This window comes from Salinibacillus aidingensis (genome assembly GCF_055393355.1).
The window spans coordinates 126,550-150,954 of sequence record NZ_AP043759.1 but is presented as its reverse complement, the minus strand read 5'-3'; the positions used below and the strand labels follow the sequence as shown (position 1 = coordinate 150,954).

General features: G+C 40.7%; 26 protein-coding genes, 2 tRNA genes and 1 pseudogene. 16 read left to right on the top strand and 13 right to left on the bottom strand.

Translation table 11 applies throughout. The features are described 5' to 3' along the window. Positions 1-2 precede the first annotated feature (2 nt). Positions 3-353: a lmo0954 family membrane protein gene (locus ACZ5OK_RS00900; RefSeq protein ID WP_343842951.1), complete on the bottom strand. Its 351-nt coding sequence runs from the start codon at positions 351-353 to the stop codon at positions 3-5. A gap of 285 nt (positions 354-638) precedes the next feature. Here ACZ5OK_RS00900 and ACZ5OK_RS00895 point away from each other — a divergent pair, with 285 nt between their 5' ends. Next, a complete protein-coding gene (locus tag ACZ5OK_RS00895; protein ID WP_343842948.1) occupies positions 639-1,091 on the top strand; it encodes a YueI family protein in 453 nt (150 codons plus the stop codon). 6 nt (positions 1,092-1,097) lie between these two features. On the opposite strand, the gene ACZ5OK_RS00890 is transcribed toward ACZ5OK_RS00895, so the two are convergent. Continuing rightward, a complete protein-coding gene (locus tag ACZ5OK_RS00890) occupies positions 1,098-1,244 on the bottom strand; it encodes a lmo0937 family membrane protein (protein ID WP_343842946.1) in 147 nt (48 codons plus the stop codon). A gap of 94 nt (positions 1,245-1,338) precedes the next feature. On the opposite strand from ACZ5OK_RS00890, the gene ACZ5OK_RS00885 reads away from it, so the two are divergent. Continuing rightward, positions 1,339-2,118 (top strand): Cof-type HAD-IIB family hydrolase, encoded by a 780-nt coding sequence (locus ACZ5OK_RS00885; protein WP_343842944.1) that lies wholly within the window; start codon positions 1,339-1,341, stop codon positions 2,116-2,118. A gap of 88 nt (positions 2,119-2,206) precedes the next feature. Here the strand turns inward: ACZ5OK_RS00885 and ACZ5OK_RS00880 are convergent, their stop codons facing one another. After that, complete coding sequence (locus ACZ5OK_RS00880; RefSeq protein ID WP_343842941.1) at positions 2,207-3,130, bottom strand: manganese-dependent inorganic pyrophosphatase; 924 nt, start codon at positions 3,128-3,130, stop codon at positions 2,207-2,209. 619 nt (positions 3,131-3,749) lie between these two features. Between ACZ5OK_RS00880 and ACZ5OK_RS00875 the strand changes: the two genes are divergently transcribed. The 3 genes from ACZ5OK_RS00875 (at position 3,750) to mnmH (ending at position 6,078) form a co-directional block, all read left to right on the top strand. After that, positions 3,750-4,205, top strand: coding sequence for a LytTR family DNA-binding domain-containing protein (locus ACZ5OK_RS00875; protein WP_343842938.1), 456 nt, complete (start codon positions 3,750-3,752; stop codon positions 4,203-4,205). A gap of 14 nt (positions 4,206-4,219) precedes the next feature. Then, positions 4,220-4,942 carry a hypothetical protein gene (locus ACZ5OK_RS00870; RefSeq protein ID WP_343842935.1) on the top strand — a complete coding sequence of 241 codons (723 nt, stop codon included), beginning with the start codon at positions 4,220-4,222 and terminating at the stop codon, positions 4,940-4,942. 92 nt (positions 4,943-5,034) lie between these two features. Further along, a complete protein-coding gene (gene mnmH / locus ACZ5OK_RS00865) occupies positions 5,035-6,078 on the top strand; it encodes a tRNA 2-selenouridine(34) synthase MnmH (RefSeq protein WP_343842932.1) in 1,044 nt (347 codons plus the stop codon). A 72-nt stretch (positions 6,079-6,150) separates the two neighbouring features. Here mnmH and ACZ5OK_RS00860 read toward each other — a convergent pair whose 3' ends face one another. After that, the gene (locus tag ACZ5OK_RS00860) at positions 6,151-6,840 is read right to left on the bottom strand and encodes an LrgB family protein (protein WP_343842930.1); all 690 of its coding nucleotides are present in this window, start codon (positions 6,838-6,840) and stop codon (positions 6,151-6,153) included. Continuing rightward, a complete protein-coding gene (locus ACZ5OK_RS00855; RefSeq protein WP_343842928.1) occupies positions 6,833-7,213 on the bottom strand; it encodes a CidA/LrgA family protein in 381 nt (126 codons plus the stop codon). The genes ACZ5OK_RS00860 and ACZ5OK_RS00855 overlap by 8 nt, the downstream gene beginning before the upstream one ends. Positions 7,214-7,323: 110 nt before the next feature. On the opposite strand from ACZ5OK_RS00855, the gene ACZ5OK_RS00850 reads away from it, so the two are divergent. Beyond that, complete coding sequence (locus ACZ5OK_RS00850; RefSeq protein ID WP_343842925.1) at positions 7,324-7,683, top strand: Lin0512 family protein; 360 nt, start codon at positions 7,324-7,326, stop codon at positions 7,681-7,683. Positions 7,684-8,044: 361 nt separating this feature from the next. Here the strand turns inward: ACZ5OK_RS00850 and ACZ5OK_RS00845 are convergent, their stop codons facing one another. The 5 genes and pseudogenes from ACZ5OK_RS00845 to ACZ5OK_RS00825 form a co-directional block, all read right to left on the bottom strand. After that, on the bottom strand, positions 8,045-8,245 hold the full coding sequence (locus ACZ5OK_RS00845; RefSeq protein WP_343842919.1) for a hypothetical protein: 201 nt from the start codon (positions 8,243-8,245) through the stop codon (positions 8,045-8,047). A 57-nt stretch (positions 8,246-8,302) separates the two neighbouring features. Further along, positions 8,303-9,085, bottom strand: a complete 783-nt coding sequence (locus tag ACZ5OK_RS00840) for a PepSY domain-containing protein (protein ID WP_343842916.1) — start codon at positions 9,083-9,085, stop codon at positions 8,303-8,305. A gap of 102 nt (positions 9,086-9,187) precedes the next feature. Beyond that, positions 9,188-10,540 carry a sensor histidine kinase gene (locus ACZ5OK_RS00835; RefSeq protein WP_343842913.1) on the bottom strand — a complete coding sequence of 451 codons (1,353 nt, stop codon included), beginning with the start codon at positions 10,538-10,540 and terminating at the stop codon, positions 9,188-9,190. Continuing rightward, a pseudogene (locus tag ACZ5OK_RS00830) lies at positions 10,537-11,221 on the bottom strand (response regulator transcription factor). The gene ACZ5OK_RS00835 and the pseudogene ACZ5OK_RS00830 overlap by 4 nt, the downstream one beginning before the upstream one ends. A gap of 50 nt (positions 11,222-11,271) precedes the next feature. Next, positions 11,272-11,769 (bottom strand): hypothetical protein, encoded by a 498-nt coding sequence (locus ACZ5OK_RS00825; RefSeq protein ID WP_343842910.1) that lies wholly within the window; start codon positions 11,767-11,769, stop codon positions 11,272-11,274. Positions 11,770-11,975: 206 nt separating this feature from the next. Between ACZ5OK_RS00825 and ACZ5OK_RS00820 the strand changes: the two genes are divergently transcribed. From ACZ5OK_RS00820 to ACZ5OK_RS00810, 3 genes are all read left to right on the top strand, one after another. After that, positions 11,976-12,722 carry a MerR family transcriptional regulator gene (locus tag ACZ5OK_RS00820; RefSeq protein WP_343843160.1) on the top strand — a complete coding sequence of 249 codons (747 nt, stop codon included), beginning with the start codon at positions 11,976-11,978 and terminating at the stop codon, positions 12,720-12,722. 134 nt (positions 12,723-12,856) lie between these two features. Continuing rightward, positions 12,857-12,929, top strand: a tRNA-Thr gene (locus tag ACZ5OK_RS00815). Between the two features lie 10 nt (positions 12,930-12,939). After that, positions 12,940-13,032 (top strand) — tRNA-Ser (locus ACZ5OK_RS00810). 124 nt (positions 13,033-13,156) lie between these two features. Here the strand turns inward: ACZ5OK_RS00810 and ACZ5OK_RS00805 are convergent. Then, positions 13,157-13,411, bottom strand: coding sequence for a YdbC family protein (locus ACZ5OK_RS00805; RefSeq protein WP_044164242.1), 255 nt, complete (start codon positions 13,409-13,411; stop codon positions 13,157-13,159). A gap of 712 nt (positions 13,412-14,123) precedes the next feature. Continuing rightward, positions 14,124-15,089: a DMT family transporter gene (locus tag ACZ5OK_RS00800; RefSeq protein ID WP_343842903.1), complete on the bottom strand. Its 966-nt coding sequence runs from the start codon at positions 15,087-15,089 to the stop codon at positions 14,124-14,126. Positions 15,090-15,266: 177 nt separating this feature from the next. On the opposite strand from ACZ5OK_RS00800, the gene ACZ5OK_RS00795 reads away from it, so the two are divergent. The 6 genes from ACZ5OK_RS00795 to qoxD all read left to right on the top strand — a co-directional run bounded on the left by ACZ5OK_RS00795 (position 15,267) and on the right by qoxD (position 22,421). Further along, positions 15,267-16,316 carry a hypothetical protein gene (locus tag ACZ5OK_RS00795; RefSeq protein ID WP_464758244.1) on the top strand — a complete coding sequence of 350 codons (1,050 nt, stop codon included), beginning with the start codon at positions 15,267-15,269 and terminating at the stop codon, positions 16,314-16,316. A gap of 120 nt (positions 16,317-16,436) precedes the next feature. Then, on the top strand, positions 16,437-18,338 hold the full coding sequence (locus tag ACZ5OK_RS00790; protein WP_343842897.1) for an ABC transporter ATP-binding protein: 1,902 nt from the start codon (positions 16,437-16,439) through the stop codon (positions 18,336-18,338). A gap of 286 nt (positions 18,339-18,624) precedes the next feature. Then, the gene (gene qoxA / locus ACZ5OK_RS00785) at positions 18,625-19,503 is read left to right on the top strand and encodes a cytochrome aa3 quinol oxidase subunit II (protein WP_343842894.1); all 879 of its coding nucleotides are present in this window, start codon (positions 18,625-18,627) and stop codon (positions 19,501-19,503) included. A gap of 89 nt (positions 19,504-19,592) precedes the next feature. Further along, the gene (qoxB, locus tag ACZ5OK_RS00780) at positions 19,593-21,542 is read left to right on the top strand and encodes a cytochrome aa3 quinol oxidase subunit I (protein ID WP_343842891.1); all 1,950 of its coding nucleotides are present in this window, start codon (positions 19,593-19,595) and stop codon (positions 21,540-21,542) included. Then, entirely contained in the window at positions 21,539-22,135 is a 597-nt protein-coding gene (gene qoxC / locus ACZ5OK_RS00775; RefSeq protein WP_343842889.1) for a cytochrome aa3 quinol oxidase subunit III, read from the top strand. Before qoxB ends, qoxC begins: the two co-directional genes overlap by 4 nt. A 1-nt stretch (position 22,136) precedes the next feature. Continuing rightward, positions 22,137-22,421, top strand: a complete 285-nt coding sequence (gene qoxD / locus ACZ5OK_RS00770) for a cytochrome aa3 quinol oxidase subunit IV (RefSeq protein ID WP_343842886.1) — start codon at positions 22,137-22,139, stop codon at positions 22,419-22,421. A 35-nt stretch (positions 22,422-22,456) separates the two neighbouring features. Here qoxD and ACZ5OK_RS00765 read toward each other — a convergent pair whose 3' ends face one another. Continuing rightward, positions 22,457-22,696 carry a hypothetical protein gene (locus ACZ5OK_RS00765; protein WP_343842884.1) on the bottom strand — a complete coding sequence of 80 codons (240 nt, stop codon included), beginning with the start codon at positions 22,694-22,696 and terminating at the stop codon, positions 22,457-22,459. A gap of 197 nt (positions 22,697-22,893) precedes the next feature. Between ACZ5OK_RS00765 and ACZ5OK_RS00760 the strand changes: the two genes are divergently transcribed. Next, on the top strand, positions 22,894-24,351 hold the full coding sequence (locus ACZ5OK_RS00760; RefSeq protein ID WP_464758243.1) for a methyl-accepting chemotaxis protein: 1,458 nt from the start codon (positions 22,894-22,896) through the stop codon (positions 24,349-24,351). The last annotated feature ends 54 nt before the right edge of the window (positions 24,352-24,405 follow it).

Sequence of the window (24,405 nt, the reverse complement as noted above, 5' to 3'; positions counted from 1 at the left end):
CTTTATGATTTATTTAATTCGGCCCATTCCCTTTCAAAGTTCACAAAAGGGTCATCGGACTCAGGCTGTGACTGATGATGACTGCTGCTTTTCCATTCTTTATAAATCAGATACAGTCCATACCCTGCTGCAAGGCCTATAACAGCAAACAGATTAGAGAAGGCAATACCCACTACAAACAGCCCCAGAATGGCCCAGCCAATTTTACCGGCAGTGGAATCAGCTTTCATGAATTGTTTAAATATGATATACAGGAACCATACACTGGCTGCTAATAAAATCATCGGACCAATATTAGCCAGTAATATAAGAAAAGCAATTAGCCCTAAACTAAATAATACAAACTTTTTCATTTACACCCGCCTCCTTTCAATAGCTTGTCTATATCATATCGAGAAAAAGAACCGGACATAACGAACTACAGATATATTTTCAATTAAGACTTAAGGAGTAGTAAGAAAAGCGAAGGCGACTGGTTAGGCCCGACGGCATAAGCAGAATATCCGTAGTGGCCGCTTTTGGGCCATGGAGGGTATTCTGCTTATGACCGCTTGGGCCTGGGAGCCGCAGCTGGACATAGAAAAGCGAAGGCGACCGGTTAGGCCCGACGGCAAATTCTGTCTGAGGAGAGAGATCCCATGTCTAAATCAAAAATGGATGAATATATAGAAGAAGGAATCTACGGAAAAAAGGAGACAAAACCTGATGAAAGAAGACGATTTTTAGGAACATTGAGGGAACGTGTTATATTAGTGTTAACCAAGGGACAGGTCATGAAGAAAAAAGGGATGGATCAACTGGAAGCGGCGATGAAGGATTATCCTGATGCTGAAATTCTGCTTAACGGAAAAGTCAGATCCTCCTATTTTAACCCGTATAAAAAGTTAGCGGGGAAATATAACATTGCGTACAAATCTGTCACCAATAAACAGGCAAAAACCGATCTGGGATTAATTTTAGCGGTAGATTATGCGATTGAGAAAGAGGATATTTCTGTTGAAGAAGAACAGCAGGCAAATCAGGAGCAGGAGGATAAACCCAATAGGCTTGCTGCTTTTTTTAAATATTTGTTCACAGGCTCCAAAAAATAAGCAGGCTTACTTTTTGGAGAAACGCTGACCAAGCTTAAAAACGATAACAAATAATGCGACAATTAATAAAAGATGAATAAACTTCCCTAAAAGGTCTAAAACCAGTCCGATGATCCACACCAGGATAATGAGCATGAAAATTTTCCATAGCATAGGAAACACGTACCTTTCTTTAACGTAACATCATAGGATAAAATCTGATTTTATTGTAGAATAAATACAGACTAAAAGAAACAGGTGATGAAATTTGACGAAACAAAGCATCGTATTTTTTGATATTGACGGAACATTACTCGACCACGATAAGGAATTGCCGAAATCAGCGAAACAGGCCGTATCAGATTTAAAGGCACAGGGGCATATTGCAGCCATTGCAACAGGACGGGCTCCCTTTATGTTTGAGCCATTACGGAAGGAGTTAGGCATTGATACATACGTAAGTTATAACGGCCAATATGCGGTTTCTCAGGATGAGGTTATTTTTACAAACCCTATTAATAAAACAAGCATAGAAGAACTTACGAAAATGGCAGTAGAAAACGATCATCCACTGGTTTATATGAATGAATCTATGATGAAATCAAATATCGAATATCATCCCCATGTGGATCAAAGCCTTAAAAGCTTAAAATTCAGTCACCCTGAATATGACCCGGACTTCTTTAAAGACCGTCATTTATATCAGTCATTACTCTTTTGTACGGCAGGTGAAGAAAAACCTTACGAGGAAGCGTTTGATGACTTAACATTTATACGGTGGCATGAATTTTCCATGGATATCATTCCCAGAGGGGGTTCTAAAGCCAATGGTATTCAAAAGATGATCCAGCATCTCGGAATTCCACTCGAGAATGTTTATGCCTTTGGGGATGGCTTAAATGATATTGAAATGCTTAAAGCTGTACCCAATAGCATTGCGATGGGGAATGGACTTTCCGAAGTTAAAGAAGCAGCAAAACTAGTAACAAAGCCTGTGGATGAGGACGGTATTTTGCATGGCCTTAAGAAGGTTGAATTAATTAAGTAACAAAGACGGAAGTACCAGTCTATTTCAAAAAAGGTTGTGGGCCAAAGTCATGGCTCACAACCTTTTTGCTAAACAGGCATCTCTGTTATTACATCGCTTCTTTCACGAAAGGAACGATTTGTTTTTTACGGGATACAACTCCCTCAAGTGTTGCCTTGTTTTCGGATAATGTTACATCAAAAGCTTTTTCTACTGCATCTGTACGGCTTCCCAGTGCAACAGCCTCTGAATTGTTATTTAGAATATCGGTAACGACAAATAGGAATAAACCTAACCCTTTATCGTCAATCGTCTTATTAATAGCCTCTTCAATTTGGCTTTGACGGGACAATACATCATTAGGGTCTACCACATTGACCTGGGCGATTTCCACTTTTTCTGAACCCATTTCAAACTCTTTGGCATCAAGAGAGATTAAATCTTCAGCCGTTTTATCACTTACATCTGCACCTGCTTTAAGCATTTCAAGACCATAGCTTTCAGCGTCAGTACCGGCAATCTCTGCAAGCTCTTTAGCTGCCTGAACATCTTCCTCCGTACATGTAGGAGATTTAAACAATAGAGAGTCCGAGATAATGCAGGATAGCATTAATCCGGCAATGTTCTTAGGAATCTCTACATTATTTTCTTTATAAAGCTTGTTAAGAATTGTAGCCGTACAACCTACAGGCTCCGCGCGATAGTATAATGGATCGCTGGTTTCAAAGTTCGCAATACGATGGTGGTCAATAACCTCTTTAATTTGCACCTGATCAATATCGCTTACACTTTGCTGACGCTCATTGTGGTCAACCAAGATGACCTGATCGGTTTCATTAGCAACGGTTTCGACATATCTTGGGGCTTCAACATTAAAATGATCCAATGCATATTGAGTTTCACCATTTACTTCACCTAAACGTACCGGTTCAACATCCGCACCTAATTCTGATTTCAAGTGTGCATAAGCAATAGCTGAACCAATCGTATCTGTATCCGGATTTTTGTGTCCAAAGACGAGTACTTTGCCCATTACAAATTCTCCTTTACATATATAATTTAGTATGTAGTCTAGTTAAACTATTTCCAATATAAACTTCATATCTACAATAAAATAAACACGGTGAATAATCAAGGAACATCAACAGCAAAGTACATTTGTAAAGTGAAACTTCCATCAGAGGGGGGCCCCCCTCTGGTGGTTAGTTGAACTTATCAGGAATTTACTGGCCGTTTATCCCCCACTTAGTCTTGTTAGGTTACCCTTAAGACTTGAAGTGGGGGATATTACAGCCAGTTAATGCGTGATGAAATTATGTAATTCATTAAGGAAGGAAATCAGAAGGAATCCTTATGGGGAATTTTATCAGCAGGGTATGAAAAGACAGATATGGATGTTCAATAAGGGCAACAGACTTTCTAATATCTATCAATCACTCGGAAACTAGACGCTACTCTATTTCTTTTATATAATAGTAAACCGTTCATGAAGTCTGCCATGGCTTATGAACATCCTATTTGTCAGCCTCGTTAAAAACGAGATGTTATCCTCCTCTCTCAGTATATAAAGGAATGAGAGGTAATAAAAGAAAAATCGATGTACATGAATTTATATTGACAGGAGTTACATATTGTGCTAAGGAGTGAAATATTTGTCAGCTGAACAACCGTGTAAATGGATGACTGTTATAGAAGATACAATCGACAGTACGTCAGAATTTGTTACGATTAATTTAAATGATGTCGACTATATAGAGTCTGAAAACCGTCGTCTCGTATACTATGTTGGCGATAAACGCTACCTGCAGATCACAAAATTAAGTGAAATGCACCAGGTCCTTAATGAACAGGACGGTTTTGTTTCTCTGGATCGTACAAATCTCGTTAATTTAAACCATGTAAAAGAATATGATGAGAAGCTTGGGAATGTCTACTTTGATCAGAAACAGGAAGGAGAAAGAACGTTTACGACCATTGCAAAAATAAAACAAAAAATTCTTTCTCCCCTTATCCACAGAGCCATTGCGAATAATCTTGACCTGCAAAGGACTACAACGATAAAAGGTGAGCCGAAACAGCGTTGGTTTAAAAAACCTGAAAAGGATTAAAAGGAGACGAGTAAATGATCAGTTTTTTATTTATTTTAGAGTTCTTATTTGGCGCTGTTGAAGCATTTGCCACACTACTGCTATCGATTACCCTTTTTCGTATCCCTTTTCGAAGCATCTATTTTCGGCTCTTGCTAACTAGTTTTGTTATATCGGGGATTTCCTTATTGTTTTATAATGTCTGGAATCTCTCATTCTACCTTGGGGAAATCGTGAACCACAGTGTATCTATACTCTTTTTCTTTCTTCTTGTGCATCTCAAATTATGGGAGTCATTTATGGTTACAATCGCTGGTTATTTAAGTGCATCAATAATCCAGAGCCCTGTATATACACTTTTAAATCAGCTGGAAATTATCAATAGTGACCTGGTATCAGCAACATTGACAAGCTTTACATCGCTAATGACCATGCAGTTTCTATATGCCATTATCGTTTTTCATCTATCCATTCTTTTTTATCGCTATCGTTTAGGCTTTACCCTGTTTTCAGAGGCTGGTTTATTACAGAATAGCCATCCATCGAAAAAAATGAAAATGTCTATTTCGATTGGAATCACTCTCTTAATGACGGGGTTTGCCAGTCATTTTGCTGTTATGAACAGAGTCAGCACTGCGCATACATGGATGATTCTTCTGGCTGTGATTGCCTCTTTACTTAGTCTGGGTTTTATTTACTTAATCAACAGGGAACACCTTAACGATGAATATGAAAAAATCAATCATCATTTCCATTAATTCACTGGGCGTCTGTGATTTTCTTTTTTTACGAATTAGATTTACAATATATGAAGGATACGTTTTTTCTAAGATTAGAAAGGCTGATTGATATGTTTCAAGACATGGCATTAGATGAGTTACAGACAAAAGCAGAGCAGGGGAAAATCTCCATCATTGATGTCCGATCACCATCAGAATATGAGGATTCAAGGATTCCTGGAAGTGTGAACATCCCTGTTTTTGATGATGAAGAACGAAAAGAAGTTGGAACCATTTATAAGCAGGAGAGCCCAAAAGCAGCAAGAGAACGGGGAATTGAGATCTTCTCTGCCAAGCTTCCTGATTTTATAAAACAAGTGAAGGATTTAAAAGGAGAAAAGGTGGTTTATTGCTGGCGGGGAGGTATGCGGAGTAAAGCTGCTGCAACAGTTGTAGACCTGGCCGGAACCCCTGTTTACCGTCTGAATGGCGGCTACCGGACTTATCGGAATTGGGTCGTCGAAACGCTGGAAAACTTCGATATGAAGCCCCGTGCCTTTGTTTTAAATGGCTACACCGGAACAGGAAAAACTGAGATTTTGCAGCAATTAAAATCAGAAGGTTATCCTGTGTTGGACTTAGAAGGAATGGCAAATCATCGGGGATCCATTTTTGGACAGGTCGGCCGCAGACCTCATAACCAGAAGACATTTGATTCCCTTCTTCTTCAGGAACTCGTGAATTATCAGGACCGTGAATATGTACTAATGGAAGGTGAAAGTAAGCGGATTGGAAAGGCTGTCCTTCCAGACTTTTTAATGAATAAAAAAGAGAAAGGGGTACAGTTCTATATAGAGCTGCCCAGAGAAGAACGAATCAGAGTCATCCTGGATGAATACCAGCCATGGAATTATCCCGAGCAATGCTTAGAAGCGTTCAATAAAATTAAAAAGCGAATCCATACACCTGTAGCGAAAGAAATTGAAGAAGCCCTTAAAACGGGGGATTATAAGACAGCTGTTGATCGCTTATTGGATTATTACTATGATCCCCGTTATCTGCACTCCATCACCCAATATGCCGAGGATCATATTATTCCGATTAAGGCTGAAAGTGTCGAGGATGCCACAAAGCAAATTAAGCAGTTACTGGCCGAGATGAATGTGGTGCAGTAATAGGCAGGAGGAGCAGATGATGGAAAGGAATGTTTCAACCTGCCATTTTAGCTCTGCTTTTTAAGGCTTCATTTACAGCAAAAGATAGGAAAAGACCGGACTTAAAATAGAGATAGCAATGGCGCTCAATGTCATAGCCACCGTGCTGACAGCTCCTGCCTGCACACTCTGTTCCATGGTTTTGGAGGTGCCAATCGCGTGAGAAGCACTCCCCATCCCCACTCCCATCCCTAAGAAATGAGTAATCCCACACCACTTTAAAATGGTTGGTCCTGTAATGGCACCACCAATCCCGGCAATCATTACAAACACGGTTGCCATAGGTGCGATTCCGCCCAGAGACTCCGTAATATCCATCGCCACAGGTGTGGTGGAGTTTTTCGGAATCATCGAATATATAATCTGGTCATCGAACTGAAACCACTTGGCTAACAATAGTCCTGTGGAAATTCCAAGCACTGATCCGACCCCTACTCCAGCCAGTAATGGATAGGGATATTTTTTTACAAGCTCCCATTGTTTATAAAGCGGAAATGCCAGTGCCACAACAGCAGGTCCAAGCAGCCAATCGATCCATTTCCCTCCTTGCATATAGGCTTCATAAGGAACATCGAACATAAGAAGGGATATAGCAATAATGAGAGTTGCAACAAACACAGGCAGCAAAACTGGATAGGGGAATCTCTGGTACAAATATAAAGCTCCTGTATACGCGATAAAGGTTCCTATCAAACCTGCCAGGATGATCAAAAGACTATTCATGCTCCGTCACCTTTTTTCCCGCCAGGTACTGACTCACCGCACCGGAACCTGCAATCACCAGGATTGTGCTGACAAAGGCAATCGGTATCAGAACGAGTCCCTTTCCCTCAAAAATAAATAAATAATTTATAATTCCAACCGTGACAGGGATAAATAATAATGGCAGATGCTTTATTAATAGATTTGCACCATCCTCTATCCAAGCCGGTTTAAATTTTGTTGTCAGCAGCGTAACGAAAAGCAGGAGCATACCAATAATACTTCCGGGGATCATCAGATGAAATAGCTGTTGAATCCAGGTACCCACCATATAGAATAAAGATATAATACCTATTTGAAGAATGACTTTTGCTAAAGTATAAACGTTTCCCAAGTCTTCACGGGCCTCCTCTGTCTGAATATTAAGCTACTCATTTTACCCAGCTATCTTTATATTATTATAATATAGGGTAGCATATTTAATGGTATAAAGGAGCATTCATAATGAAAAAACTTCTGTTCATTGAAACCGGAATGGGAATTGATGTACACGGCCAGAACGTAACAAAAGCTGCTGTTCGAGCGGTCCATAATGCCATTCATTTTAACTCTATGCCTGGAATTAAGGAATTACTACCCGATCAAAGTCTGGAAAATATGCAGGTAAAGATCAAACTTGGTGTACCCTCCAATCAGGAGCAGTTAGATGAGGAGGCCGTAAAAGCTGAAATTCCATATGGTCAGGTGACATTGGAAGTTCAACACGGAGGTCTTGCCACCACCCACGGCATCGTACTTGAAGATAAAGAAGACCAAAACGACTTAATGGTTATCGCAGTAGCCTCAGTTGAAGTAGGATATTAAAACAAAAGCGCTGATCCCTTAAGTCAGCTAATATACTGAAGGGTCAGCGCTCTTCTTCCGGTTTATTCATAAACATAACCTGTACTACATAGATGATTAAGCATATTGCAAGGGCTAAAGACCCCCATCCGAGGGTTTTCTGCTCTACTTCAAGATAGTTATTACAAATTTGTTCATCGGCGCTAATATAAATCCAGGCCATGGCAAATAACATAAAAGTGAAAAACAGATAAGTTAAATTTTGGAACCGCAATCACAGCCATCCAGTTTCGCTTGTTTTGCTTCATGGAATCACTTCCTTTAAAAATGAGAGCCAAGTATTTCATGGTCAGCAGATCCACTTATACTTGGCTCAAAAATTTTACCAGGTTCTAATTGGCGGTGACCCTGGAGGTGCATTCATAATCATATCAACAATTGGTACAACATACGCCATGGCCATAACGGCTAATAGTAATGCCATCCAAAGTCCCCAACGCTCAGTCCACATTGGTGCTTTTGGTGCATCATCTTCAGGCTCAGCTACAGGATATTCTGTTTCTCCCTTAGGTGAACGGAACATAACACGTTATCCGATTATAACTCTCGGATAACGTGTTTTTTTAACCATTTTTTGTTCTTAATCCTCTTCTCGCTCTGTGGATATGGATAAAACAGCACCCGTATAAGCATCAATTTCAATGTCTGCTTCATGGGTTGCACTTACCATTTCGATTTCGTAGTATAAGCGGCCATCATCATCGTCAAGTTCAACCTCTTCTACTTTTCCATCAAAATTAATTTCTGCTCGGGCAATTTCAATAGCCTGAGCCTGAATAATGGGTAGTTTTTCTTTTTTAGGCTGTTCGAATCTGACTGCTTCAGGGTCATCATCTGATTTTTGATTGCCATTCCCATCACTTTTAGAATCGTTGTTTTTATCTTGTTTTACATCTTTGTCATCATGATGATCATCTTTTGGCTGATTGGATGATTGGTCTTCTGGGTCATTTTGAGATGGCTCAGAATTTGCATCATCATCCGATTTCTTTCCGGATGAACCCTCCTGCTTTTTATCATCCGACTGGTCTGAAGGCTTTTGTGACTGTCCTGACTGTTTCTCTGTGTCAATTTTCGCTGCAGCTTTTTGTTCTAATTTAATGACTTCACCTGTTTCTCCATCAAGCAGCAGTTCATACTCCTGACCATCACCCTTAATTTCCATTTCATAGACAGCACGATTGCCATCCTTTTCAAGCCCAATTTCAACCACTTCACCCGGAAACTGCTGCTCGGCAATTTTACGCGCCTCTTCTATAGATAATGATGCTGCCGAGGAAGTTTTGGTCATCTGATGGATCCCCATTCCCGCACCAAAGGCTACTATAATGGCCATGACAGAAACAAGAATTTTTTTCTTCATGCTTTTCCCTCCTATTTCTTTTACTGTCTTTATCATAGACAACGGAGATGAAAAGACAATGTGAGAAAGATTAAAATTTGATGAGAAAATGAATGGAAATATCTAAGATTTCGGAAGCTTAACGGTAAAGGCTGTTCCATTACCCAGCTCTGTATCAACAGTAATGATTCCATTATGGCTCTCAACAATGTGCTTTGCAATGGACAAACCTAAGCCCGTACCACCGTTATCACGACTTCTTGCCTTATCCACCCGGTAAAACCGGTCAAAAATACGTTCTACGTCTGCTTCCGGAATACCCTCGCCAAAGTCCTGAACCTTAACCTGAATATAGCCTTCTGAAGAATCGGTGTACACATGAACCTCATCCTGGCTGTATTTACAGGCATTATCAATCAGAATGTAGAACACCTGATTGATTTTTTCACGATCCACCCTGCCTTCTAACTTATTTTCCGTGGAAAAAAGCTGAATATCTCTGTCATAAGTCACCGAAAATGCTCTCACACAATCCTGCAGGAGAGCAGTGAGATTGACAGATTCAAGCTTAAGGTGGTCACTCTTCTGGTTCCGGGCCAGAGTGAGCATTTGACGAATCATCGCATCCATTCGATCAGTCTCGGTTTGAATGGCTTCAGTAGCTTCCTCAAAGACTTCAGGTTTTTTTCTTCCCCATCTATTCAGCAATTGAGTATAGCTCTTAATTACAGATATTGGCGTTTTCAGCTCATGAGAGGCATCGGAAACAAATTGCTCCTGACGTGTAAAGCTTTCTCTAAGTCGATCAATCATTTGATTATATGTACTGCTCATCTGATGGAGTTCATCCTTAGAACGGCCTGACAGTCGAATTTTCTTCATTTGCCCCTGACTGGCATTCTCAGTCATAATATTGGTCAGGCGCTGGATTGGTCTTAATAAAGAGTTACTGAGGACCCGGGCCCCAATCAGTGCAGGAATCACCATGATTAATGATGCAAACAGCAAAACATAAAATAACGTCGACATAGTGTCTTCAAGGTTGATAAGCTCCTCGGCTACCTGAAGAGTTACGACTTCCCCATTTTCCCAGATCATCGGGGTTGAAATGACGGCATATCGCATACCATCCTGTCCTTCCACGATGTCATGCGTTTCTTTTTGTATATAGTCTGCTGAAAGGTTGTAATACTTTGATTTTTTTGTCACCGTATGGATGGTCATTTCCTCATTATTAATGATACGTACAATACCCTGATTAGGAACATAAGCCTTTAACAGTTCATCCAGATTGACACCTGTATTCATATTTGTTGCCAGGGATTCCATTAACGTATCAGCTTCAGCCTTTACCCGATTAACCTCAGCGTCTACAGTTATCTTATTGAACAGAAGGAATATAGCGGTATTAATACATAGTATAGTAATGAGTAAAACCAGGGTAGCATAGACCTGAATCTTTGTTTTCAGCTTCATACCTGACCGTTCCTTGCCGAGTAGCCAACCCCTCGAATCGTATGGATATAGGCCTTGGAATAGGGTTTGTCAATTTTCTGTCTCAGATAGCGGATATATACATCCACTACATTGGTATCCCCTAAATAATCATAGCCCCAAACCTGTTCAATAATCTGTTCCCTGGTTAATACCTGGTTTTCATTTTTCAGCAGAAAGACTAACAGGTCAAACTCTCTCGGGGTCAGCTCAATCGGAATCCTGCCCCCTCCTGACTGTTCTGGTCTGAAGATTAACGGATAACTCCTCCATTCTGAGAATATCCTCCTGCTGCTTTGGCTGCTGTCTGAGATGGGCACGAACCCTGGCCAGCAGTTCTTCAATCTGGAAAGGCTTGGTCAGGTAATCATTCGCCCCTAAATCAAGACCACTCACTTTATCATGGACCTCATCCCGGGCTGTTAGCAGCAATATAGGAATCTGAACTCCTTCACGTCTGACTCTTCGTAAAACCTCAAAGCCACTCAGTCCTGGTAATTGAATATCTAAAAGAATTAAATCAAGCCTTGTATCCTGTAGAATATGTTCAACAGCTTCCTTCCCATCAAGGACACTCTCCGCTTCATAGCCTTCATATTCCAGTTCCAGCTGCAAAGCTCTCGCCAGCTTCTTTTCATCCTCCACAATCAGAACTTTCGTCACAGCTATACACCCCTCCAACGCAGGTATCTTTATAATGAGTCTACATCACTTCATTCTTTTTGGGGTGTAAAAAATCCTCTGTCTACAGCAAAATATGAAGCAGGATACTGAAAAACAGAATAAAGCCGAGACGTAAATGGGCTCGTCGTCTTTTCCTGTAGCCTTACCTTTCTCATCCACCCACTTACGGTTTGGGCAATCAAAGCCATGAAAGCAATGACTCCACTCACCATTTTCAGGCTCTCGATATTCCACCCATAGTTATTCAAAATCAGGACAAGATGAAGGGTGATGAGACCACAGGCAGCAAACCCGACCCATGTATGATGAGGCATCAGTTTTCTGGCTATATTCGCTATTTTTATTTTCCGTTTACGATCAGATTCGTTCCGTATTTCCGAAAAAAACGAGTGCATATTCCAGTTATATAAAATAAACGTTAATCCCCTTATTCCGAACCAGATGGAAATGTTCGCGATTCCATTAAGCACCCCCTGCCAAACCGCCAGCGCCAGCAGGAACAGATTGAAGTAAAACCACTTATTCACTGTTTTCTCCCCCAATTTTACGTCATTTCCGTACTACTATCCTTCCCCATTACTATCATTTTGCCTCAACGATTGTCTGTGATGAAAGACATAGGAAGGAAAGAAACTGGTGCAACATTGTTTAATATAGGCTAGAAAAATTTTTCACATTTTTATTGACCCTTACGTTACGTTATCCTTTAAAGTTAAGAGTACAAGGGAGGTTCATAAGAATGAAGGTAAAAGAACTGGCAGAAATAGCAGGTATCAGTGTGCGCACCCTTCACCACTATGATGAAATCGGTTTGCTCACACCTGCGCAAAAAAATGCCTCAGGATATCGGATATATTCAGAAAAAGATCTGAGCAGACTGCAGCAAATCTTATTTTTCCGAGAGCTTGACTTCCCTTTGAAAAAAATAAAGGAAATCATGAATCGCCCGGACTTTGACCGTGAAGAAGCTCTTCTTATGCATAGAAAAATGCTGGAGGAAAAACGCCGGCGTCTGGACCAGATGATCAGAACAATCGACAGGACGATTCAAAATGAGAAAGGGGAAATCACCATGTCTGATAAAGAGAAATTTGCAGGATTTGATTTCAGTCACAATCCCTATGAACAGGAAGCCCGTAAACGATGGGGAGATAAAGCTGTAGATGAATCCAATCATAAAATAGGACGTATGTCTCACGAACAACAGAAGGCATTAGGGGAAGAGTTTGACAGAATATATAAGGATCTGGCTGCTATCCGTCATTCATCCCCCGATTCTGAAGAGGCTCAGGTGGCTATTAAAGTCTGGTATGATTATCTTAATAAAATCGGTCACTACTCCTTAGATGCATTTAAAGGCTTAGGCCAGATGTATGTCGCTGATGAACGATTTACGAAAAATATTGATCAGTACGGCGAAGGATTAGCTGTATTTATGCGTGATGCCATGGCGGTTTATGCAGATCGTAATCAAAAGTAACCAGACAGGGGGATTCATTACGAATCCCCCTGTCCGTCTGTTAAAATGAGGAATTTATCAACTGACTCTTGCAGATTTCCGAAGAATGTTTTATTATATTCTATGTGACTTTTAGCGCTTGTCTATGAAATTATGCTGGTGTAGCACAGTTGGCAGTGCACTTCACTCGTAATGAAGGGGTCGGAGGTTCGAATCCTCTCACCAGCATCTTCTATGTGGAGAAGTACCCAAGTCCGGCTGAAGGGGATGCACTCGAAATGCATTAGGACGGGCAACCGTCGCGTGGGTTCGAATCCCACCTTCTCCGCCATAACCTAACCACACGAAGTAAAATCCTCTAAGTAAGAACCATTTCAAACTGTGCTATCATGAATAACCTATTTCTACGTGAAGGAACACATTCTCTTTATTGATGAATGTGTTCCTTTATTTTTCTATTCTTTTAAAGTTCCTGCAGGTGTTAGTTCTGGGGTGACTTGATCATTAAGCACTTCTTTCAATTTATCCGCTTCTTCATTTGACAGGGTTACTCCCCTGCCCATACGCTCATGATTGGGTGCCCAATCCCGCAGATCATACTTAGGATCCCTGCCATTCCAGCTGATAACATTAAATTCCTTTGTCCAGCCTTTTGTTGACTCAGACAATACAGCAATGGTTTTTACAATCTCATACTTAAAATCTGCCATTCTTTAAATCTCCTTCCTGAAATAAATAATTGAATGTGCTTATTATGTCTTTCTTTTATACCCTGCGCAAATTCCGAAAAGGAGAAAACAGGACCGATTTAATAAATGAAAAATAAAAATGCTTAGCTGTTATTTTCATTTTTTCCGTCTGAAAAGCAAAATGAATACAAATATGAGCAAATTAACAAAGACGGAAGCGCCCGTTTGTCCAGCTGCGGCTCCTAGGTCAAGGCGGATATAAGCCAAAGCCATTCCGTGGCCAAACCCATGCCACTACATGTCTTCGTCTTATCCCGCATGACCTGAACAGTCGCCTCCGCTTTTCTATTAGCGACGTACGGACAGGACTGAGCCGGAGGAGATAAAGTGAAACTTCAATTAGTGGGGGTTCATCCCCCACGGATTGTTAGTTGAACAAATCGGGTGTTTACTGGCTGTTGACCCCCACTTATTTCTTACAGGGGGTCTTACAGAAGTTAACACGCGGAAAAGGAAACACGACGAACCTTGTGAGTCGATGTTGACTTATCGTACGGAGGTGAAGGAAGTCTCGCTAGTCGCTGGGCGCTGGAGCCGGATGTCGCCTCTCCCGATTTCTTATCCACTAATCGATTATTTTACAATTTTCTTGGCCATTAAAAATTCCCGCATCTTTTTTTGATACGGGAGCCTGTTATTCTATAAAACTTTAATCAGCGGAAGTGACCATTCCTTAGCCACCCTGGCTCTCGGCCTCATGCTTCGAAATATATGTTTTGCGATTAGCCGGACCACGATACACATTGGCAATAATGATCCCACTCAGAATCAGAACGGAACCAATAATAATGCTTATGGTTAATTTCTCATCCAGTAATAACCAGCCAAAAAACATCCCAAAAACAGGAACAAGCAGAGTAGAAATCGTTGTTGTGACCATGTCAATTAGACTCAATAAAAAGAACCAGGCTGTGAAGCACAAGGCAGAAGCAAGTACACCTGTGAATAATACATAATAAATGCTCTCACCTGTAAGCTGTACCGAATCTCCCCACTCCATTACGATGCTTGCTAATATGATCCCCAATGTACCAAAGAGCATCTGATATGTATTTACCTGAAGCTGCGGCACATCACTCAATTTCAGGCGGTAATAAACATTTGATGCGCCCCACGATATGGCCGCAGTTACAATCAGTAACTCTCCAATAATGATACTCGGGTTCTGGTTTATCCAAATATCCCAGCCAAGAATGGTTAAGAGGCCAATTAACCCCATACCAAGCCCAATCATTTTCATCCGGGGAACTTTCTCTTTTAAAAACTTAGCAGCCAGTATACTGCTCCAAATAGGCATGGAATATAACAGAACAGAGGATTTACCAGCGTCAACAAACCGCAAACCATACATCACAAACAAAAAGACGATACTAGTCTGCAGAATACCTGCCACAAGTAAGTGACCCCATTTATCCTTAGGGGGCAAACCTATCCTCATAATGGCTAATACGATGATCATTGTGAGTGTACCCGTCCCAAAGCGAAAGGCCGAAAATGTAAATGGCCCCATATACTGAAGGGCATCTTTCATGAGAACCCAGGCATAACCCCAGAGGAGTGTAATTACTAGTATCATAACCCCTATAGCCCACCGATTTTTGTTCAGAAACGTCCAAATACGAGATTGATTGTCTTTCATTTTCACTTCTCCCAACCTCACAGATTCATGACATAAAAAGGATAACGGTGAATAGTATAACATATCATGTCATAAATTTATCACGCATGAACTGGCCGTAATCCCCCCACTGATGGAAGTTTTACTTTATTTTTGTTAGGGAAGGTTCATTGTTAAGAAATGGAGGATTTGAATATCGTGATGATTTTAAAAAAAAGGTTTATGGCTGGCCTGTTTCTATTCAGTTTACTATTGACCGCTTGTGAGGATGGTGCTAAGTCCAACTCTCAGAATGGTCAGACTATATCTAATCCACCAGACAATCAGGGAGAAGAGGAGAAAATAAACTCAGAAGAAGAAGAAAAGGAAATAGACACATCACCAGCGCAGAATCAGCATAAAAACTCAGGCATTAAAGTTCCGGCTTATAAGCACTTAGAAAGGCCCGATGACTTTTATACGCAAATGGAACCTAACCTATTGCAGCCAGTGTCTTTAAAAGAAACTTACAAGGCTTATCAATCAATAGACAGAGAGACTCAGAATGTCGTGCAAGAGGATTTGACCGACCTTGGCTTTTCTGATATACAGAAGCTCGATCATTCGTCGGATCAGTTAAACGAAAATGAATTATCCCTTCTCTATTATGTTCTTACAAAAACGAAGAATAAACAGTTACAGGATTGGTTTGATATCAAGGATAAAGAAGGAATCATTTATTCCGGACTCTTTGAATATTCCCATGGTGCTGTACAGGTTCAACAAGCATCAGAGCCTGAAACTCACGAGTCCCTCTTTGAGAATTATGTTCAAGTAGAAGACCCAGCGAGTGCAGGATCACCATTCTTTTTTATTAGCTATCTTGTAAGAGATGGAAGAGTCTATCAAGTCCATGATCCGGCAACAAATTCCACAGAAAACATCTTCCCATTTCCTTATGGCATCGCTCCGACCCGCATGATCCTTCCATATCATGTGCAAAAGGGCTCCGCCTGGGAACAGGAAGTCTCAATCGATGGAGAAACCTATTCTATGACCTCGGAAATTACAGATAAAAAGGACGATGAAATTCGAGTTTCATCCTTTATAAATGGAATAGAGGGCTATCCCAATAATCGTTATGAAGAAGAATATGTTATAAAAAAAGGAATCGGTGTATCCTATCATTATCATACAAAACAGCCTGATAACATGGGAAATGATTTTGAATTTGAATATACACATGAACAACCCGTTCAGATCCAGTAGTATTTGTGAATTAAATTATTAGCCCTTTTATTCCACCCCTCTTCCTTTAAATGATATACTATTCATGTTAGTTTATAGACACTAAATAATTCGACAAATTTCGGGTGGTGACAGGCACCAATGAGTTTATTAAACATAGAGAATTTAACGAAAACATATGGAGAAAAGGTGTTATTTGATCATATTTCTTTTACAGTTGAGGAAAATGACCGGATTGGTTTGATCGGGGTCAATGGTACAGGAAAATCTACGCTTCTTAAAGTCATTGCGGGACTGGATTCAGCTGAAGAAGGACAGGTTGACCATGCTAAGCACTTTCATATTGAATACTTACCGCAAAACCCTGAATTTGATGGCTCCGAAACTGTGCTGGAGTATATTTATGCCGGAAACTCCCAAATCATGGAGACCATGCGCAACTATGAGAGAGCATTAGCTCACTTAAATGCAGATCCTCAAAGCCCACAAAAACAGGAGCAGCTTTTGGCTGCTCAGCAAAAGATGGACGAAGACAATGCCTGGGATGCTAATGCACTGGCCAAAACCGTCCTGACACGTCTGGGAATCACGACCTTCTCCCATCCGGTACACGCCTTATCCGGGGGACAGAAAAAACGAGTGGCCATTGCCAAATCCCTGATTCAGCCAGCAGATATTCTGATCATGGATGAGCCAACCAACCATTTAGATAATGAAACCATCGAATGGCTGGAGGAATATTTGTCCCACTACGAAGGGGCTCTCATTCTTGTTACCCACGACCGCTATTTCCTTAATCGTGTGACCAATCAGATTTTTGAGCTGGATCAAGGCAACTTATACCAATACGAAGGAAACTACGAAGTCTTTCTGGAAAAGAAAGCCGAACGAGAAGAGCAGGCCCAAATCAATGAACAAAAACGGCAAAATACACTTAGACATGAGCTTGCATGGCTGCGCCGGGGAGCGAAAGCCCGTTCCACGAAACAAAAAGCACGTAAACAAAGGGTCGAGGAGTTGAAAAATCAGACTCCCCAGCAAACCAATCAAACGTTTGATATAGAACTCAGCACCTCAAGATTGGGAAAACAGGTCATCGAATTAGAATCCGTTTCAAAACAGTTTGAAGATCGACCGCTGTTAAAGGACTTCAGTTTTCTCATTACACCAAAGGACCGAATCGGAATTATCGGTCCTAATGGAAGTGGAAAAACGACCCTGCTCAATATGATGGCTGGTCGCATACAGCCCGATGATGGCTATATTGATATTGGAAAAACCGTTAAGATCGGCTATTACACCCAGGAAAGTCTGGAACTGGATGAAAACCTGCGAGTCATTGAATATATTAAGCAAAGCGCTGAGGTAATCCGAACCTCCAACGGGGATTACATTACTGCGGAGCAAATGCTGGAACGCTTCCTGTTCCCAAGGAGTATGCAGTGGACCTATATTTACCGGCTATCCGGAGGGGAACGGCGCCGGCTCTATTTATTAAGTATACTCATGAAAGAGCCGAATGTATTATTCTTAGATGAACCAACCAACGATCTGGATATCCAGACTTTATCCATTCTTGAAAATTATCTGGATGAATTCCCGGGGGTTGTCATAACCGTATCCCACGACCGCTATTTCCTTGATCGTACAGTAAATCGTCTGCTGTCTTTTGAAGAAAATGGACAAATACGTATTTATTATGGAAGCTATTCAGAATATATGGACGTAAAAAAAGAAGAAAAACAGCATGAGGAACAGCAGAAAAAAGAGCTGCACAAAGAGGAAAAAAACCAAAAGCCGCAAAAGCAGAAACGGAAAAAGCTTTCCTATCATGAACAGAAAGAATGGGGAACCATAGAAGACCACATTACTGAATTGGAAGAACGGATAGAGGAATTACAAGCTGAAATTGAGCAGGCCGGCAGTGATGTTGAAAAAGCTCAGCATTTATTCGAGGAACAACAGGAAACAAAAGAAAAACTGGAAAAAGCGATGGAACGCTGGGAAGAACTGTCCCTGCTCATTGAAGAACAGTATCGTTAAAGCATACCCATAAACGGGTATGCTTTTTTCGCTCCATTGTCGATACGCCCCACATAATATGGTGGACAAGTTTGAATAGACGAAATATTAAAGCCCGATTTGTCACACTTTTATCATATCCGTCACAAATTCGTTGATTTCTTATGAACTTTTTGTGAAATGCATCACTTTTTCTTGAGAAATACCATACCGCTAAAATAACATTAACACTATAGAGATAGTGATAAGTATCACACCTTCTTAAATCAAGTCCATTGATTCACTTTTAATAGAAAGGGGTACCTGCATGAAAATGAAATGGGCTTTCCTATCCATTGTATTTACTGCTTTTACGATATTATCAGGCTGTGATTTACTCGTTTTAGATCCTAAAGGACCACAAGCTGAAACGCAGGCGGATGTGATTAAACTATCCATCGTTCTCATGTCAGTCATTGTGGTTGTCGTATTTGGGATTCTGACCTTTATCCTTTTAAAATATCGCGCTTCTAAACAGCCGGATGATTATGAACCACCTCACATCGAAGGAAATCCGATTGTTGAGACCATTGTAGTCGTTGTTCCTATTTTAATTGTGACATTTCTCTCCTTTGTTTCGGTTCAAAGTAACTATGCCGTAGAATCCACCCCAGAAGGATATGAAGATAAAGAACCGTTAGTTATCTATGCATCATCTTCAAACTGGAAATGGCATTTCAGTTATCCGGAGCAGGATATCGAAACGGTCAATTACTTATATGTTCCAACTGATCGACCATTAGAATTCAAACTTTACTCTTATGGTCCGATTACAAGCTTTTGGATTCCGCAATTAGGCGGGCAAAAATACGCTATGGCCGATATGATTACTACTTTACACTTAGCTGCTGATGTTCCCGGTGAATATATGGGACGAAATGCAAACTTCAGTGGTAAAGGCTTTGCCGAAAATACATTTAACGTAAAGGCTGTTCCACCAAAGGAATTTGATGAGTGGGTAGATGAGGTAAAACAGACAGCTGAACCGATTACAGAAAAACGGTTTAATGAACTGCTGGAGCCGGGTCATTTAGGTCAATTGACATTTAAAGGCACACATTTAGACTTTATGCCGCCTCCTGAAAAGCATGGTTCATCAATGAAGGAAGAGAATCACGACAGTAAGAATATGAACACGAATGAATAGATTTACGATAGATTTTTGTTTTCAAAGTTTACGAGATTCATTTATACCGAAAAACACATTCATGACATTTACTGAAAGGAGCAATCAGGATGGAGTTTTTTGAACGATTTGCCATACCTCATCCCAGTCCTGCAATTTATGCAGCGATGGTAGCGATTGTCCTTACCACCATTGCCATTATCGTAGGTCTGACCTATTTTAAAAAATGGGGATATCTATGGCGCGAATGGCTGACAACGGTTGACCATAAACGTATTGGGATTATGTATTTAATTTCTGCCATACTCATGTTATTCCGTGGTGGCGTGGACGCTATTATGATGCGTGCTCAGCTCGCAGTACCCGATAATACATTGCTGGACTCCCAGCATTATAATGAGATCTTTTCAACACATGGAGTTGTCATGATCTTCTTTATGGCAATGCCTTTTATCATTGCCCTAATGAACTACGTTGTGCCCTTACAAATTGGGGCCCGGGACGTTGCTTTCCCAAGATTAAACGCTTTGAGCTTCTGGTTATTCTTTATGGGAGCGATGCTATTTAACATTTCATTCATAGTTGGGGGCTCACCTGATGCAGGCTGGACTTCTTACTTCCCTCTGGCTGGAAATGAATTTAGTAAGTCTGTTGGAACCAACTACTATATGATTGCGATTCAAATATCCGGTATAGGAACGCTGATGACCGGAATTAACTTTATTGCCACCATCCTGAAAATGAGAGCACCTGGCATGACCCTTATGAAAATGCCAATGTTTACCTGGTCAGCGCTTATTACCAATATCATTATTGTGTTTGCCTTCCCAGTGTTAACAGTAGCTCTGGCGATGGGAACTATGGATCGTCTGTTTGCGACTCACTTCTTTACAACCGGAAACGGTGGTATGGATATGCTTTGGGCCAACCTGTTCTGGGTTTGGGGACATCCTGAAGTTTATATTCTGATTCTGCCTGCTTTCGGTGTCTATAGTGAGGTCATCCCAACATTTTCAGGCCGAAATCTTTATGGCTATAAATCAATGGTTGCCTCAATGGTGATCATTTCCCTGCTGTCTTTCCTTGTATGGGTTCACCACTTCTTTACGATGGGGCAGGGCGCGTTGGTCAACAGTATTTTCTCCATTACAACGATGGCGATTGCTGTACCAACAGGAATTAAAATCTTTAACTGGTTATTTACGCTATGGAAAGGGAAGATACGGATTACAACACCGATGCTATATTCCCTGCTGTTTATTCCGATCTTTACCATTGGTGGTGTAACAGGGGTTATGCTGGCGATGTCAGCTGCTGACTATCAGTATCATAATACGATGTTCCTTGTTGCTCACTTCCACTTAGTGATTATTCCAGGTGTTGTATTCGCTATGCTTGCTGGCCTCACGTACTGGTGGCCAAAGATGTTTGGCTTCATGCTGAACGAAAAACTCGGAAAATGGGCAGCATGGTTGATCGGAATTGGTACCTGTGTCGCCTTCTTCCCGATGTTTATTTCAGGTCTTGACGGTCAGGCACGCCGGATGTACACCTATTCCGAAGCAACTGGATTCGGTATTTGGAACATGATTGCCTTTGTTGGAGCCATTATGCTGGCTATAGGGTTTGTGATTATCGTTTACAACATTTACTACAGTACACGATATGCATCCAGAGATATACCTGCAGATCCTTGGAATGCACGTTCCTTAGAATGGGCAACACACAGCCCGGTTCCGGAATATAATTTCGCGGTTACACCAGAGGTTACCACTCGTGACGCATTCTGGAATCACAAGAAGAACAACGGAAACCTGTTTAAAGGAAAATACGAAGAAATTCACATGCCAAATAACAGCGGTGTTCCGTTTATCATGAGTGCTTTCTTCTTTGTATTCGGTTTTGCGATGGTATTCAGCTTATGGATTCTGGCGATTATTTCGGCCATTGGTATATTTGGCTGTATGGCTCACCGTTCCCTGGAGCAGGATCATGGGCACCATCTGTCGGTGGATCATATTAAAGAGACCGAAGAAAAATTAGGGGGTGCTAAATCATGAGTATAGAAAAAACGCAGCCTCTTGAATATAGTACAGAACAAAACAACCTTAATATATTAGGCTTTTGGATCTTTATCGGTGCAGAAATTATGCTGTTTGCTACCCTTTTTGCGTCCTACTTCCTGCTTGAAAACCGAACAGGAAGTGGACCATCCGGGGAGGAAATTTTCACTATTACACCGATTATGCTTGAAACCTTTATTCTATTAACAAGCAGTTTCACCATTGGCCTGGGTGTGCATGCTATGCGATTAGGCAGACAGAAAGCGATGCAAGCCTTTTTCGCAATCACCCTTCTCTTAGGGGTCTGTTTCCTTGGGCTGGAAATCTATGAATTTACCCATTATGTACATGAAGGGGCATCACTGCAGACCAGTGGTTTCACATCGATTCTGCTTACAACATTGGGAACTCACGGAGCCCACGTAACCTTTGGATTATTCTGGGGGATATTCATTATGATGCAAATTAAAAAACGTGGCTTAACACCAGAGACGACCAATAAATCATTCATATTTTCTCTTTACTGGCATTTCTTAGACGTCGTATGGATCTTTATTTTCAGCTTCGTCTACCTGAAAGGAATGATGTAAGATGAAAGAACTATTTCCACGTAAACATGTCATGGGTTTTGCAGGGTCATTAATCCTTACAATTGTGGCTCTGCTGGTTTACTTTTACGATGTTTCATTTACAGTCGGTTTAACGATTCTGCTTATTACAGCATTTGCTCAGGCCGCTCTTCAGCTGGTTGTGTTTATGCATGCTGGAGAATCAAAGGATAAAGGAGCCATTTATACAAACATCTACTATGGGCTGATCATTGCATTAGTAACGATATTCGGCTCCTTGCTCGCCCTTGCCTGGGGATATATTTAAAGATTAAAAGAGAGCGTCAAAAGGCGCTCTCCTTTTTAAATCTTCTTCATGTTTTCTGCTCTGCTTGATTTTTTCTCCACTATTTCCTCTGATATCACAAGAAAAACTCCCATTAGAAAAATAAACACGGCCCCTATAATGGTTCCCGTTCCAATAGAAACCAGAATACTGTAATGGCTTTCAAACAGTCCGATAGCAAATAATACAATTCCGGCTAACAGAATCAACCCGCCTGTAAGTTTTACAGCATTCAATATCCTTTGATTGGTGTTCATTTTCCCAACCCCCTTATACTATATATTATTCACAATGTTCACAAAAACGTCAAACTTTTTATAAATTTTATTAAAGATAACCAGTTTTACATATATTGGTATGACAAAAAGAGGAAAAAGACATATAATAGGACGTAAATACATAGTTGACAATTTTCAACAAGATCAGGGGGAATATGATGAGCAGTATAGAACATATGCGTAAGAGCAATACATTCAAAAAGAACACTTTAATGGTTGTCACCATGTCAATCTCTCTTGTCGCCGCCTTGACACTATCCATTATACAGGGAGAAGGTTTTAACACCGGGATCTACAGTACAGAGCTGCTTTGTTTATGGCTTTCTTATTTCATCCTTCAGAAGGCACTTAAAAAGCCTAATATTTTACCGTCCATTTTTATTTGGATCGTTTACTTATTTTGTTTAGTCAGCATTATTTTTGATAGCAGTACCCTGGATGTTATGGTTATTTTATTATTTCTTACCGTATATTCAGCGATTCATTTACATACAAAAATCTTTCTTCAAGGGTTTATATTAGGACTTATTACCGTCATTGCGAATCTGGTGATGGCTGCTCCGGAGCAGGAAGTCATCAAAGCCATCTTCCCTACCTATATGCTGGTTTATCTATTAATGGGTGTGATTTTCTACGTCATCATTCATCTATCCAATCAGCAGGATAAAAAAATTGAGGAGTTACTGATTCAATCAGAAGAAGAGACTAAACGGAAGGAAGAGCAAAAGACCCAGTTGGAAGACAGTGTCTCGTCCATTACAGAAAATATTGAATCAGCCAACGAGCATTTACAAACAAATTTAAGTGCCCAGAAGGAAATGGCTTCCACAATTCATGAAATATCCCTGGGAAGTCAATCTCAAACGGAACAAATATCTGAAATTGCCGAAAGCACAAAAGGTACCCGATCAAGTGCTCAGGAGGTCTATCAAACATCCACATCACTATACGAGGAATCAAATGAAGCCAAGAATCTCGCCTACGATGGTCAGGATAGAATTGAAACCTTATCCAGCCATATTTATAACCTGGAAAAAATTATTCAATCCTTAAATGAGACATTTGGCGTTTTAACTGAAAAAATTGAGGAAACAAATACATTCGCGGATTCGATCAAGGATATTACAGAGCAGACCAACCTGCTTGCCTTAAATGCATCAATTGAAGCCGCGCGGGCAGGTGAAGCTGGATCAGGCTTTGCTGTTGTAGCTGATGAAATTCGAAAGTTGGCTGATGTCACAGGCCAGACGACGGAAAAAATCACTAAAAATCTTGTAGAATTAAATAAGAGTAATCAGGAAGCCATTAACAAGATGGGACAAAGTGAAGAAACAATTAAAGACAGTGTTTCCTCTACAAATGATGTCACAGGCTATTTTGAACATATTACCAGAACCCTGCAGAACTTAACTCATGGGTTAAAGAGCTTTACCGAGCTGGCAGAGATGGTTGAAAATCAATCCAATGGCGTAGAACGTTCCACAAATGATCTGGCTGCTATTATTGAACAGACATCCGCCAGCTTAGAAGAAATGAATGCAACCGTTGATACTTTATCCAATGACCATCAAAAGCTGTCAGAATTAATGGAGGAAACATCCAGACAAGCCACAACCATAACCGAGCGATTTTAAAAGCATAGGCGGAAGCGCCCGTTTGTCCAGCCAGGAATAGGGTGCTGAAGCCGG

What these genes read in the sequence shown, in the direction of transcription:
- ACZ5OK_RS00840 (WP_343842916.1), bottom strand. Translation starts at nt 9,085, where the DNA reads ATGAAGAAAAAAATTCTTGTTTCTGTCATGGCCATTATAGTAGCCTTT.
- ACZ5OK_RS00880 (WP_343842941.1), bottom strand. Translation starts at nt 3,130, where the DNA reads ATGGGCAAAGTACTCGTCTTTGGACACAAAAATCCGGATACAGATACG.
- ACZ5OK_RS00765 (WP_343842884.1), bottom strand. Translation starts at nt 22,696, where the DNA reads ATGAACACCAATCAAAGGATATTGAATGCTGTAAAACTTACAGGCGGG.
- ACZ5OK_RS00895 (WP_343842948.1), top strand. Translation starts at nt 639, where the DNA reads ATGTCTAAATCAAAAATGGATGAATATATAGAAGAAGGAATCTACGGA.
- mnmH (WP_343842932.1), top strand. Translation starts at nt 5,035, where the DNA reads ATGTTTCAAGACATGGCATTAGATGAGTTACAGACAAAAGCAGAGCAG.
- qoxC (WP_343842889.1), top strand. Translation starts at nt 21,539, where the DNA reads ATGAGTATAGAAAAAACGCAGCCTCTTGAATATAGTACAGAACAAAAC.
- ACZ5OK_RS00800 (WP_343842903.1), bottom strand. Translation starts at nt 15,089, where the DNA reads ATGAAAGACAATCAATCTCGTATTTGGACGTTTCTGAACAAAAATCGG.
- ACZ5OK_RS00850 (WP_343842925.1), top strand. Translation starts at nt 7,324, where the DNA reads ATGAAAAAACTTCTGTTCATTGAAACCGGAATGGGAATTGATGTACAC.
- ACZ5OK_RS00805 (WP_044164242.1), bottom strand. Translation starts at nt 13,411, where the DNA reads ATGGCAGATTTTAAGTATGAGATTGTAAAAACCATTGCTGTATTGTCT.
- ACZ5OK_RS00900 (WP_343842951.1), bottom strand. Translation starts at nt 353, where the DNA reads ATGAAAAAGTTTGTATTATTTAGTTTAGGGCTAATTGCTTTTCTTATA.
- ACZ5OK_RS00860 (WP_343842930.1), bottom strand. Translation starts at nt 6,840, where the DNA reads ATGAATAGTCTTTTGATCATCCTGGCAGGTTTGATAGGAACCTTTATC.
- qoxB (WP_343842891.1), top strand. Translation starts at nt 19,593, where the DNA reads ATGGAGTTTTTTGAACGATTTGCCATACCTCATCCCAGTCCTGCAATT.
- ACZ5OK_RS00835 (WP_343842913.1), bottom strand. Translation starts at nt 10,540, where the DNA reads ATGAAGCTGAAAACAAAGATTCAGGTCTATGCTACCCTGGTTTTACTC.
- ACZ5OK_RS00870 (WP_343842935.1), top strand. Translation starts at nt 4,220, where the DNA reads ATGATCAGTTTTTTATTTATTTTAGAGTTCTTATTTGGCGCTGTTGAA.
- qoxA (WP_343842894.1), top strand. Translation starts at nt 18,625, where the DNA reads ATGAAAATGAAATGGGCTTTCCTATCCATTGTATTTACTGCTTTTACG.
- qoxD (WP_343842886.1), top strand. Translation starts at nt 22,137, where the DNA reads ATGAAAGAACTATTTCCACGTAAACATGTCATGGGTTTTGCAGGGTCA.
- ACZ5OK_RS00790 (WP_343842897.1), top strand. Translation starts at nt 16,437, where the DNA reads ATGAGTTTATTAAACATAGAGAATTTAACGAAAACATATGGAGAAAAG.
- ACZ5OK_RS00890 (WP_343842946.1), bottom strand. Translation starts at nt 1,244, where the DNA reads ATGCTATGGAAAATTTTCATGCTCATTATCCTGGTGTGGATCATCGGA.
- ACZ5OK_RS00845 (WP_343842919.1), bottom strand. Translation starts at nt 8,245, where the DNA reads ATGTTCCGTTCACCTAAGGGAGAAACAGAATATCCTGTAGCTGAGCCT.
- ACZ5OK_RS00760 (WP_464758243.1), top strand. Translation starts at nt 22,894, where the DNA reads ATGCGTAAGAGCAATACATTCAAAAAGAACACTTTAATGGTTGTCACC.